The sequence below is a fragment of the Pseudomonas silesiensis genome, from assembly GCF_001661075.1.
Classification (GTDB): domain Bacteria; phylum Pseudomonadota; class Gammaproteobacteria; order Pseudomonadales; family Pseudomonadaceae; genus Aquipseudomonas; species Aquipseudomonas silesiensis.
On record NZ_CP014870.1, the window covers coordinates 2,424,135 to 2,436,948 of the forward strand.

Consider the following 12,814-nt stretch of genomic DNA (forward strand, 5'->3'; position numbering starts at 1 on the left):
GTAATATTAGTTTCGCACTGAGAAAGTGCAAATCATTGGCCCTCGGCGGCCATTCCGCTGGGCGTATTCCCACGGGGAAAAGAATTTTCCCATATATACAGTACAAAAGCGCCTTTCTCGACGTTTCAACGGCGCACTCGCGAATCTGGCAAGGGCCTTGCATTCCTATTGGGAAACTAACTTTCTTTTTAGGAATAAAAAGACAGTCAAGGCCAATCCACAATGTTTTGCCTTTCGCGAGGAGTGACGAGCAATGTTGCCAGCAGAAACCCAGCGCATCATCGACAAGCACGGAATCAAGTACGTGCTTGCGCAGTTTGTGGATATTCATGGTGCGGCCAAGACCAAATCGGTGCCGATTTGCGGGCTCAAGACCGTCGCCGAAGAAGGGGCGGGTTTTGCCGGGTTCGCGATCAGCGGCATGGGCATGGAGCCTCACGGTCCGGACTTCATGGCCCGCGGCGACTTGTCCACCCTGACCCCGGTGCCCTGGCAGCCGGGTTACGGGCGGGTGGTGTGCGTGGGCCATGTCGACGGCCAACCCCATCCCTATGACAGCCGTTATGTATTGCAGCAACAAGTGCAACGCCTGGCAGAAAAGGGCTGGACCCTCAACACCGGCCTGGAGCCCGAGTTCAACCTGATGCGCCGCGATGAACTGGGCAAGCTGCAACTGGTCGACCCCAGCGACAACCTGGACAAGCCTTGCTACGACTACAAAGGCCTGTCGCGCTCCCGGGTGTTCCTCGAGCGGCTGACCGAAGCCCTGCAGGCGGTGGATTTCGAGGTCTATCAAATCGACCACGAGGACGCCAACGGCCAATTCGAGATCAACTACACCTACAGCGACGCCATGACCTCGGCGGATCGCTTCACCTTCTTTCGCATGGCCGCCGGTGAGATCGCCAATGACCTGGGCATGATCTGCTCGTTCATGCCCAAGCCCGATCCGAAACGCGCCGGCAACGGCATGCACTTCCACCTGTCGATCAGCAGTGCCGACAACAAGAACCTGTTCCATGACGCCAGCGATCCGAGCGGCATGGGGCTGTCGAAAATGGCCTATCACTTCGCCGCCGGTTTGCTTGCCCACGGCCCGGCGCTCTGTGCCTTTGCCGCGCCGACGGTCAACTCCTACAAGCGTCTGGTGGTGGGCAACTCGTTGTCCGGCGCGACCTGGGCCCCGGCCTTCATTGCCTTCGGCGCCAACAATCGTTCGGCGATGGTGCGGGTGCCTTATGGCCGCCTGGAGTTCCGCCTGCCGGACGCCGGTTGCAATCCCTATCTGGTCAGCGCCGCGATCATCGCCGCCGGCCTGGACGGCATCGACCGTCAGCTGGAAATCGACCACGTCTGCAATGAAAACCTCTACAGCCTGAGCCTGGAGCAGATCGCCGCGCGCGGCATCAAGACCTTGCCGCAATCGCTCAAGGAAGCGTGCGACGCCCTGGAAGCCGACCCGCTGTTCGCCGAAGTGCTGGGCCCGCAGATCGTGGGCGAGTTCATCAAGCTCAAGCGCATGGAGTGGGTGGAATACAGCCGCCACGTCTCCGACTGGGAGATCCAGCGCTACACCGAATTTTTTTGACTCTGTGTTTTGACAACCATTCGGGCACCCGGCACGGCGTCGGGCGTTCACTGCCTCCGAAGGAGCGTTGATATGTGTGGAATCGTAGGTCTGTACCTGAAAAATCCGCAGCTGGAATCCCAGCTCGGCAAGCTCTTTGAACCGATGTTGCAGGCCATGACCGATCGTGGCCCGGACAGTGCCGGTTTCGCCATCTACGGCGATGAAGTGGCCGATGGCTGGGTCAAGCTGACCCTGCAGGCAACCACCGAAGGCTTCGATTGGAAAATCCTGATGGGCGAACTGGAAGGGCGTCTCGGCTGTTCCCTGGACTGGTTCCAGAACGCCAGCGCCGCAGTGCTGAAGATCCATGCCGAAGAGGCGCCGGTGCGTCGGGCCCTCGCTGAGCTGGCGCCGAGCGTGCGCATCATGAGCGCCGGGCAGAGCATCGAAATCCTCAAGGGCATGGGCTTGCCCCAGGAGATTTCCCAGCGCTTCGGCCTGGCCGGGATGAAGGGCAGCCACATCATCGGCCACACCCGCATGGCCACCGAGAGCGCGGTGACCATGGAAGGCAGCCACCCGTTTTCCACCGGTGCCGACCTGTGCCTGGTACACAACGGTTCGCTGTCCAACCACTACCGCCTGCGCCAGGAACTCAAGCGCGAAGGCATTCATTTCGAGACCGACAACGACACCGAAGTGGCCGCCGGCTACCTGACCTGGCGCCTGCAGCAGGGCGATTCGCTGAAGGAAGCGCTGGATCATGCCCTGGAGGACCTCGACGGTTTCTTCACCTTCGCCATCGGCACCCGTAACGGTTTTGCGGTGATCCGCGACCCGATCGCCTGCAAGCCGGCGATCCTCGCCGAGACCGACGACTACGTCGCCATGGCCTCGGAATATCAGGCGCTGTCGAGCCTGCCGGGCATCGAACACGCCAGGATCTGGGAGCCGGCACCGGCCACCCTGTACATCTGGGAACGCGAGTCAGCTTAAGGAGCGCACACATGAAAACCATCGATCTTTCCACTGCCACCGTGCGTGAACTCAACCAGGCGCTGCACGACCAGGCCACCACCGTCGAAGACCGCGAGTGGGTGGTGACCCATTCGAACGGCAAGCACAACCTCGCGGTCGGGGTGAACCAGGCCGTGTCCATCGATATCCAGGGCCATGCCGGCTACTACTGCGCGGGGATGAACCAGAAGGCTTCGATCACCGTTCACGGCAATGTCGGCGTCGGTTGTGCCGAGAACATGATGTCCGGTTACGTCCGGGTCAAAGGCAGCGCCTCCCAGGCGGCCGGGGCCACGGCCCATGGCGGACTGCTGGTGATCGAAGGCGATGCCGGCGCCCGTTGCGGGATTTCCATGAAGGGCATCGACATCGTGGTCGGCGGCAGCATCGGCCACATGAGCTGCTTCATGGGCCAGGCCGGGCGCCTGGTGGTCTGTGGTGATGCCGGCGATGCCCTGGGCGATTCGTTGTACGAGACCCACATCTATGTCAAAGGCACGGTCGAGTCCCTGGGTTCCGATTGCGTCGAGAAAGAGATGCGCGCCGAGCACCTGGAAGAACTGCAAGTGCTGCTCAACCGTGCCGGTTTCGAGCACAAGGCGGCGGACTTCAAGCGCTATGGCTCGGCCCGTCAGTTGTACAACTTCAAAGTCGATAACGCGTCCGCGTACTGATCCGCGCGAGGAGAACAGATATGAACGACCCCATCAGTCAAAAAGCAGCCACTCCAGTACTGCGCGAGTCCGCCACCTTCGACCGCCTGACCATCCAGGAAATCCAGCGTGCCGCCGAGACCGGCATCTACGACATTCGCGGCGGCGGCACCAAGCGCAAGCTGCCGCACTTCGATGACTTGCTGCTGCTCGGTGCCAGCGTTTCGCGCTACCCGCTGGAAGGCTATCGGGAGAAGTGCGGCACCGATGTCATCCTCGGCAACCGCTTCGCCAAGAAGCCAATCCACCTGAAGATTCCGGTGACCATCGCCGGCATGAGTTTCGGTGCACTGTCAGCCAATGCCAAGGAAGCCCTGGGCCGTGGCGCGACCATCGCCGGCACCAGCACCACCACCGGTGACGGCGGCATGACCCCGGAAGAGCGCGGCCAGTCCCAGCACCTGGTCTATCAGTACCTGCCGTCGCGCTACGGCATGAACCCGGACGACCTGCGCAAGGCGGACGCCATCGAGATCGTCCTGGGCCAGGGCGCCAAACCCGGTGGCGGAGGCATGCTGCTGGGGATGAAAGTGACCGAACGTGTGGCGGGCATGCGTACGCTGCCGATCGGTGTCGACCAGCGCAGCGCCTGCCGTCATCCGGACTGGACCGGGCCGGATGACCTGGCGATCAAGATTGCCGAATTGCGGGAAATCACCGATTGGGAAAAACCGATCTACGTGAAGATCGGCGCGAGCCGGCCTTACTACGACGTCAAGCTGGCGGTGAAGGCCGGGGCCGATGTGATCGTGCTCGACGGCATGCAAGGCGGGACGGCGGCGACCCAGGAAGTGTTCATCGAACACGTCGGCATCCCGATTTTGTCGGCCATCCCGCAAGCGGTACAGGCTTTGCAAGAGATGGGCATGCATCGCAAGGTTCAGCTGATCGTCTCCGGGGGTATTCGCAACGGTGCCGACGTGGCCAAGGCCATGGCACTGGGGGCGGATGCGGTGGCCATCGGCACGGCGGCGCTGATCGCCCTGGGCGATAACCATCCACGTCTGGATGAGGAGCTGCAGAAGATCGGCTCGGCGGCGGGCTTTTATGACGACTGGCAGAACGGCCGCGACCCGGCCGGGATCACCACCCAGGACCCAGAACTGTCCAAGCGCCTGGACCCGGTCGAAGGCGGCCGCCGCCTGGCCAATTACCTGCGGGTGATGGTGCTGGAAGCCCAGACCATGGCCCGGGCGTGCGGCAAGTCGCATCTGCATAACCTGGATCCGGAGGATCTGGTGGCGTTGACGGTGGAATCGGCGGCCATGGCCCGGGTTCCGCTGGCGGGGACCAGCTGGATTCCGGGTTCCGGTTACTGAGACCTGCGCCTGTAGGAGCCAGGCTTGCCGGCGAAGGCGCCCTCAAGATCGCCTTCGCCGGCAAGCCTGGCTCCTACAGACGATGATGTTCAACTATTCGAAGAGACCACAACGGTCCGTCGCTTTGCCACTTGCTCACTGCCCGGCACTTCCCATTTCCTTTGCAGGAGCGTTGAACATGGTCAATCGTCCTTTGGGCAAATCCCTTCTCGGCGTGTTGATGGCCGGTGCACTCGTACCGCTCGCGCAGGCGGCCGATGCACCAACTTTGAACACCGGCAGCACCGCATGGATGGTCACCGCCACTGTGCTGGTGCTGTTCATGTGCCTGCCAGGCCTCGCGTTGTTCTACGGCGGCCTGGTGCGGGCGAAAAACATGCTCTCGCTGTTCACCCAGTGCTTCGGCATCGCCGGGCTGGTGGGGGTGCTGTGGGTGATGTATGGCTACAGCATGGTGGTCGACAGCTCCGGCATGGTCGAGGGGCAGGTGACATTCAATAGTTTTGTCGGTGGCTTGAGTCGGGCCTTCCTGGCCGGCATGACCCCGGACAGCCTGGTCGGCGAAATACCGGAAGGGGTGTTCGTGACCTTCCAGATGACCTTCGCCATCATCACCCCGGCACTGATTGCGGGTGCGTTCGCCGAGCGCATGAAATTCTCGGCAGCGCTGCTGTTCATGGCGCTGTGGTTCACCCTGGTGTATGCCCCGGTGGCGCACATGGTCTGGGGAGGAGCGGGGGCCTTGATGCATAACTGGGGCGTGCTCGATTTTGCCGGGGGCACCGCGGTGCATATCAACGCCGGTGTCGCTGCGCTGGCCGCCTGCCTGATCCTGGGCAAGCGCAAGGGTTATGAAAATACGCCAATGCCGGCGCACAACCTGAGCCTGACCATGGCCGGTGCCGCCATGCTCTGGGTCGGTTGGTTCGGCTTCAATATCGGTTCCGGTGGCGGCCTCAGCGGCACCTCTGGCGTCGTCATGCTCAATACCCAGCTGGGTGCTTGCGCCGGGATTCTCGGCTGGATGTTCACCGAGTGGTTCAAGGTCGGCAAGCCGAGTGCGCTCGGTCTCGCTAGCGGTGCCCTGGCCGGTCTGGTAGGGATTACCCCGGCATGCGCCTATGTGGGCGTCGGGGGTGCATTGGCCATCGGTCTGTTGTGCGGGGTGTTCTGCTACCTGAGCGTCACGGTGCTCAAGCGCCGCTTCGGTTATGACGACAGCCTGGATGTATTCGGCTTGCACGGCATCGGCGGGATGATCGGCGCGGTGCTGACCGGGGTCTTCTGCGTGCCGTCCCTGGGCGGCCTGGTGGAAGGCGTGACCATGGGCGCCCAGGTCGTGGCGCAAATCAAGGGGGTGCTGATGACAACGGTGTATTGCTTTGTCATCAGCTGGATCATTCTCAAAGTGGTCAATGCGCTGGTCGGCTTGCGGGCCCATGAGTCGGTGGAGGACATGGGGCTGGACCTGGCTGAGCACAATGAGCGTGCTTACAACCATTGAGGATGATGGTTGATCGATATCACTCTTGAGCTTGCAAAAAAACCCTGTCGTTGCCGGCAGGGTTTTTTTTTAATGTAGAGCGTCCAGCTCACCCCGACACCGGCACACTCACCACCTGCGGTCCGCCAAGCTGCACGGCACGCTGCAACTGGCTGGCGATCAAGGTGTTCTTCAGCAGATACGCAATCGTCATCGGCCCGACGCCGCCCGGCACCGGCGTGATTGCACTGGCGACGGTGCGGGCGCTGGCGTAATCGACATCGCCCACCAGACGAGGGCCGGATTCGCCGGCAATCCGATTGATCCCGACATCGATCACCACAGCCCCGGGCTTGAGCCAACTGGCATCGATCAAATGCGGCCGACCCACCGCAGCAACCACGATGTCCGCCATACGGCACAGCGTCGGCGCATCGACGCTGCGCGAGTGCACCACGCTGACCGAGCAGTCGGCCTGCAGCAGCAGGGTGGCCATTGGCTTGCCGACGATGTTCGAGCGGCCGATGACCACCGCGTGCAAGCCGCTCAAGTCACCGCAGGTTTCACGCAGCAGCCGCATGCAGCCGCTGGGCGTGCAGGGCGTCAGGACTTCGATGCCTTGCACCAGGCCGCCGACGTTTTCCCGATGAAAACCGTCGACGTCCTTGATCGGGTGAATGGCATGGATCACCGCCTGCTCGTCGATATGCGCCGGCAAGGGCAACTGCACCAGGATGCCGTTCACCGAGGCGTCGGCGTTCAACTGCGCAATCAATTCCAGCACCTCGTTCTGGCTGGCATTTTCCGCCAGGCGGTGCTCCAGGGATCGGATGCCGACCTCCTTGGCCCGTAGCAGTTTGTTGCGCACATAGACTTCGCTGGCCGGGTCTTCACCGACGAGCAGTACGGCCAGGGCCGGATAAATCTGTTCTTCGGCCAGGGCCAGGACTTCTTCCCGAACCTCGTCGAGAACCCGCGCGGAGATGGCTTTGCCGTCGATATCGCGGGCGAGTGCAGGGGGGGGGCTGATCAAAAGTGTCACCGTCGTCTTGATTGAAAAAGGGGCGAAATGATCATCGGGGCGTCGTTGCGCCCCGATGATCCATCAGAGACCTGCAGGCAAGTGCGTTCAGGCTACCAGTTGATGGCAGCCGTACACCACCAGAACACCCGCGATCAGTGTGGCATATGGCAACCAGCCGGCGCGTTTCCGACCGGCATCGGCCTGGATATACAGGTCGCTGAGCATCGCTTCGGGGAAGCGTCCGCGGTCCTGCACATAGTGGCGGTAGCAGAATACCGGCAGGATCAACAGCGCCAGCAGCAGGCCGGTCATCAGGGTTCCGGCGCCCCAGATATCGGCGCCCAGGCCCATGCAGGCCAGGTTGACGAAACTCAGTACACCGCCGGCCACCAGCAGCACGGTGGGGGCCTTGTACGGGCGTACCCAGTCCGGACGGTCCAGGCGATGGATCCAGCCGGCGTTGAGGTTGAGGAAGTTGAAGATGATGTAGCTGACGTTGGAGGCCGCGAGCACGAACACGTAGTCGGACATCAGTAACAGCAGCAGGTTGAACGACAGGTCGGTCCACATGGCGGCGGTCGGTGCGCCGTGTTCGTTGGTGCGGCCCAGGTATTTGGGCAGCCAGCCGTCCACCGACGCTTGGTACAGGGTGCGGGACGAGCCGGACATCGAGGTCATAATCGCCAGCAAGGTGGCAAGCACCAGCATGATCAGCACGATATTCGCCACCAGCTTGCCGCCGCCGATGCTGTCCGCCATGACCTGGCCGACACCCATGCCGCTGTAGATCGCCGGCGACAACAGGCCGCTGTAGACCGCCGGTGTGACCACCGCGCCGCTGGCGTCGAGCACCGCCGGTGTCACCAATTGGCCAAGACCGAGACTGCCCTGAAAGGCCAGGGGCACCAGGGTGAACACCAGGATGCACAACAGGCCGGCATAGAAGATCGCCTTGAAGGTGTCGCGCTTGGGGTCCTTGAATTCCCGGGTGTAGCACACCGCCGTTTCGAACCCGTAAGTCGACCACGCGGCCATGAACAGCCCGCCGGCCATCAGCGACCAGCCGGAAATGTCCCAGGTGCCGTCGATGACTTGCCCGGCCGCGTCATGGGCCAGGGGGTACAACGGCAGGAAGTTGGCCTGGGCCGCATCCCCGGTGAACAAGGGCACTACGCCCACCAGCAGCAAGGGAATCAGCGAGGTCACGCCGAGCACCAGGGTCAGGCGTGCCGAGCGTAGGATGCCGCCATGCTGCACGGCGAACACGGTCAGCAGGATCAGCAGGCCGATGGCGAACGTCGCGTTGATCCGCAGCGACAGGCCGCTCTTGATCCAGCCCAGGTCGAGCAAGGTCAGTTGCCAGGTGTTGATCAGTGCATCGGCGGGAAACAGCGCGGTGAGGATGTAACCGGCCGCCAGCCCTGAACCGATCGACAGCACGGGCGACCAGGCCAGCCAGTTGCACCACACCGACACCGGTGCGATCAACTTGCTGTAGCGCACCCAGGCGACGGCACCATAGACCGAGGCTCCGCCGGACTTGTGCGGGAACAGCCCGGCGATTTCGGCGTAGGTGAAAGCCTGGATAAAACCGAACAGGATCGACACGATCCAGACGATCCAGGCCGGTTTGCCGACCGTGGCGGCAATCGCGCCGATAGAGAACAGCACCAGGGCGGGCACGCCACTGGCGACCCAGAACGCCCCGCGCCAGTCGATCTTGCGCTGCAGGCTGCCCATTGAACCGGCGGCCTGGGGTACGGCCTCGAACGTAGTCGCTTCCATCTTCGTATTCCCATGTTTGAGTCGAACGAGTCCTGTAGGAAGCTTGCTCGCGATGAACATAAAAACACCGCGATTAGCCAGAAAAACGGGGTAATCGTTAACGTTTTTCGCGAGCAAGCTCGCTCCTACAGGTGTGGGTATGGGCAGGAAACAGTGAGTGTGAAGCCGATCAACTGCGTACCCGGCTCTTGTCCGGGTCGTAGAAAATCGGGGCGGTGACCGTGGCGCTGATGCGCTTCTGCAGGCCGTCGACTTTGCCGATATCCAACACCGTGCCGACGTCGGCACAGGCCACGTCGACCCGGCACAACGCGATGTTGCTGGCCAGCAGTGGCGAGCGGCAGGCACTGGTGATGACCCCGACCTGGGCCCGGCCGCGGTACACCGGGTCACCGTGGTGGGCGCCTTCATTGCCACTCAATTGCAGGCCCACCAGCTTGTGGGCCGGATGAGCGCTGCGCCGCAGCAGGGCCTCGCGACCGATGAAATCATCGGTCTTGCTCTTCAGCGGTACGCTGAAACCGATACCGGCCTCGAACGGATCGGTCTGGTCGCTGAACTCGTAGCCGGCAAAGATCAGCCCGGCTTCGATGCGCAGCATGTCCAGCGCTTCCAGGCCCAGCGGCACCAGGCCCAAGGGTTGGCCCAGGGCCCAGATCCGGTCCCAGACTCGCCCGGCATCCTCGGGCTGGCACCAGACTTCGTAACCCAGCTCGCCGGTGTAGCCGGTGCGCGAGATCATCAGCGGGCAACCGTCGTAACCGTCCAGGCGACCCACCAGAAAACGGAACCAGCCCAGGCTTTCCAGGCTCGGCTGATCAGGCGCGGTCCAGACCATCTGCTTGAGCAGCTCACGACTCATCGGGCCTTGCACCGCGAGGTTGTGGATCTGTTCGCTGGCGGACTTGACCCAGACTTTCATGCCGAGCTTGTGCGCCTGCTCGCGCAGCCAGACCCCGGCGTAGTCTTCGCCGCAGATCCAGCGAAAATTGTCCGCGCCCAGGCGCAGCAAAGTGCCGTCGTCGAGCATGCCGCCGTGCTCGTGGCACATCGCCGAGTACACCACTTGCCCCACTGCCAGGCGCCGCACATCGCGGGTCAGGCAGTACTGCAACAAGGCTTCGGCGTCGGGGCCGATGATTTCGAATTTGCGCAGGGCGGTCAGGTCCATCACCGCCACCCGTTCGCGGCAACCCAGGTATTCCTCGATCGCGCCATAGCCGTCATAACGCAGTGGCAGCCACCAGTTGCGGTAGTCGACGAAGGTGCCGGTCAAGGCGCGGGTGCGTGAGTGGAACGCGGACTCACGGGTAAGGATCGGGTCGGCATCGGCCGTGGTTCGAGTGCTCATGGCGATGGAAAAACGCTCCTTTTCGCTGTAGATGCGGACATGGATATCGCTCGGGTTCCAGCCATTGGCCGGGTCGATGTCATCCGGGCACGAGGTGCTGGCGCACAGCAGGTCGGTCATGGCCCGCAGCAGCACGTAATCGCCTGGACGCGACCAGGGTTCATCCAGGGTCATCTGCTGGTGCGCGTCGATCCCGGTATTGAAGAAGAAGTTGATCGCCGGCCAGCCATTGCGGGCCTTCACCCCATGGGGCGAAAGCACCTGGCTGAGGTTGTCGCTGCAGTTGTCGTGCCCGAAGTAGCCATGGCTCTCGTAGTAGCGTGCGGCGCAGGCCAGGGCGAAGGAATCGTGGCGGCCGACGGTGTCACGCACCACCTCGAGCATCGGTTGCATCCGCCGGTCGAAAAACTTCGAAAACAGACCCGGTGCCGGGTAGGCGCTGCCGTTCAGCGTGCGGGTGACGGTCTGGTCCAGGTCCAGCTCCAGGCCGCGATCCAGTGCCCGTCGATCCAGGGCGACGAAGTCGGAGCACTGGCGCCCGGCGACATCCAGCACCTGTACATACTGACCTTTGCCGACGGCGTAACTGTGGGCGGTGCCGGCACCGAGGGTGAACTCGTCGAGTAGCTCGCCCAAGGGTTCGGGCAACACGGGGAGCAGCAGCGGCGAGGGATTGGCCCGAGTCACCCATAACCTGAGTTCGCTGGGCCGGTATTGCCGGTCGACGGCGGTCAATCCGGCGGGTGCCGCGACGATCACGAGTAGCTCATCGCTGGCGACGAAGCGGCGACTGAAATCGGCGGGGCTGTCCTCGTCCCAGAGTGAGGCGGCGCTGGGTAGGTGTCGTGGATCAATCGCGCGTCGGATCAGCGCATCGCCAATGCGGCGCGACTGCAAGGTCGGTTCGGCGAGCCGTGCGCCGATAAACCCGCAGGCCGTCGAACCGCTTAGCGCCCAGGCGGCCAGGGCGCTGCGCCCGAGCCTGTCCATGGCCAGCAAATGGCAAGGTTGGCGGCCTTCGAGGTCGATCACTTGCAGGCTGTCGCCGGGCTGCAGCTCGACAAGGGTCAGGCCGCCGGCGGCCACCTGATAGCGCTCCAGGGCCGGGGGCCGGGCAAAGAGTCCGGGCTCCCGCGGGCGGGAAACACGAGGTGCGTTCATGGCGAGGCTCCCGGGTCAACCGATCGACTTGACGGACATCGGCGGTCCGGCGAGGTACGCCGCCATGGAGTCGTCAAGGGCATGCAGCCAAGGCGTGTGGTGGGGCGGCGACTGGGTGCCGGTCATCAGCGAGCGATAGGACTTGTCGCGGTAACCCATGATGTCGTGGGCCTTGTCGTGCTTCCAGTGCAGGAAGGTGTCGTTGACCGCGGCGATATCGAAGTTCGGGTAATCGGTGGCGTCCACCAGCTGCTGGATGTAGGCGCCCTGGAATTCAAACATTTGCTGGTTGGTTTCCAGTGTCTGTTCCCGTGTGTGCCATTGCAGGCTGTCGGCGATCATCTCGGCCTGGCTCGGCAGCTGGATGCGTCCGAGGATCACGTCGCGGGCGTACCAGGCCTGGGCGTCGAACATGTTGAACGAGTACCACTGGTCCTGCATGCCGAGGTAGATCAGTTGCGGGTTGGGCTCCCAGAAAATGCCCTTGTACAGGTTCATCGGCCATAGCCGGTTGTCAGTCTTGAGGCACAGTTCGTCCGGCAGGAAGGGGAAGTGGTGTTTGTAGCCGGTGCACAGGATCACCGCATCGATGTGCTTGTGGGTGCCGTCGATAAAGTACGCGCGGTTTTTTTCCAGGCGCTGCAACAGCGGTTTTTCTTCCCAGTTGGCGGGCCAGTCATAGCCCATGGGGGCGGTGCGGTAGCAGCTGGTGATGCTGCGGGCGCCATACTTGTAGCACTGCGAGCCGATGTCTTCGGCGGAATAGCTGCTGCCGACGATCAGCAGGTCCTTGCCCTTGAACTCCAGCGCCTCGCGGAAATCATGGGCGTGCAGGATGCGCCCGCCGAACTGCTCGAATCCGGGGAAGTACGGCAACTTCGGTGTCGAAAAGTGCCCGCAGGCGTTGATCACATAGTCGAACTCTTCCGAGGTCCGGGTATCGCTGCCGTGGTCGTGGGCGACCACCGTGAAGCGGCGAGTCTCTTCGTCAAAGGTCACCTGGCGCACCACATTGTTGAAACGGATGTAGTCGCGAACCCCGGCTTTTTCGACGCGGCCCTTGATGTAGTCCCACAGCACCTCCCGGGGCGGGTAGGAGCCGATGGGGCGACCGAAATGTTCTTCGAAGGTGTAGTCGGCGAACTCCAGGCATTCCTTCGGGCCGTTCGACCACAAATAGCGGTACATGCTGCCGTGCACCGGTTCGCCGTGTTCATCCAGGCCGGTGCGCCAGGTGTAATTCCACATGCCACCCCAGTCTTGCTGTTTTTCATAGCAGACCAGTTCCGGGATGGGCGTTCCCTGGTCCCTGGTCGATTGAAATGCCCGCAGTTGAGCCATGCCGCAAGGGCCGGCGCCGATGATTGCTACACGTGTGGTCATGGTCGTTT

At 62.7% G+C, this 12,814-nt stretch carries 9 protein-coding genes; 5 read left to right on the top strand and 4 right to left on the bottom strand.

Translation table 11 applies throughout. From position 1 onward, the window contains the following. Positions 1–253 precede the first annotated feature (253 nt). The 5 genes from glnT to PMA3_RS11115 all read left to right on the top strand — a co-directional run bounded on the left by glnT (position 254) and on the right by PMA3_RS11115 (position 6,123). Complete coding sequence (glnT, locus tag PMA3_RS11095; protein ID WP_064677188.1) at positions 254–1,588, top strand: type III glutamate--ammonia ligase; 1,335 nt, start codon at positions 254–256, stop codon at positions 1,586–1,588. Positions 1,589–1,660: 72 nt separating this feature from the next. After that, positions 1,661–2,566, top strand: coding sequence for a class II glutamine amidotransferase (locus PMA3_RS11100; protein ID WP_064677189.1), 906 nt, complete (start codon positions 1,661–1,663; stop codon positions 2,564–2,566). Between the two features lie 11 nt (positions 2,567–2,577). After that, positions 2,578–3,261, top strand: a complete 684-nt coding sequence (locus PMA3_RS11105) for a GltB/FmdC/FwdC-like GXGXG domain-containing protein (protein ID WP_064677190.1) — start codon at positions 2,578–2,580, stop codon at positions 3,259–3,261. A gap of 20 nt (positions 3,262–3,281) precedes the next feature. Beyond that, positions 3,282–4,619 (top strand): FMN-binding glutamate synthase family protein, encoded by a 1,338-nt coding sequence (locus PMA3_RS11110; protein WP_064677191.1) that lies wholly within the window; start codon positions 3,282–3,284, stop codon positions 4,617–4,619. 178 nt (positions 4,620–4,797) lie between these two features. Beyond that, positions 4,798–6,123: an ammonium transporter gene (locus tag PMA3_RS11115; RefSeq protein WP_064677192.1), complete on the top strand. Its 1,326-nt coding sequence runs from the start codon at positions 4,798–4,800 to the stop codon at positions 6,121–6,123. 88 nt (positions 6,124–6,211) lie between these two features. On the opposite strand, the gene PMA3_RS11120 is transcribed toward PMA3_RS11115, so the two are convergent. The 4 genes from PMA3_RS11120 to PMA3_RS11135 all read right to left on the bottom strand — a co-directional run bounded on the left by PMA3_RS11120 (position 6,212) and on the right by PMA3_RS11135 (position 12,806). Next, positions 6,212–7,144: a bifunctional 5,10-methylenetetrahydrofolate dehydrogenase/5,10-methenyltetrahydrofolate cyclohydrolase gene (locus PMA3_RS11120; RefSeq protein WP_064677193.1), complete on the bottom strand. Its 933-nt coding sequence runs from the start codon at positions 7,142–7,144 to the stop codon at positions 6,212–6,214. Between the two features lie 87 nt (positions 7,145–7,231). Next, positions 7,232–8,911, bottom strand: coding sequence for an APC family permease (locus PMA3_RS11125; RefSeq protein ID WP_064677194.1), 1,680 nt, complete (start codon positions 8,909–8,911; stop codon positions 7,232–7,234). Between the two features lie 169 nt (positions 8,912–9,080). Next, the gene (locus PMA3_RS11130) at positions 9,081–11,423 is read right to left on the bottom strand and encodes a trimethylamine N-oxide demethylase (RefSeq protein WP_064677195.1); all 2,343 of its coding nucleotides are present in this window, start codon (positions 11,421–11,423) and stop codon (positions 9,081–9,083) included. Between the two features lie 15 nt (positions 11,424–11,438). Continuing rightward, entirely contained in the window at positions 11,439–12,806 is a 1,368-nt protein-coding gene (locus PMA3_RS11135) for an NAD(P)-binding domain-containing protein (RefSeq protein ID WP_064677196.1), read from the bottom strand. Positions 12,807–12,814: the final 8 nt, after the last annotated feature.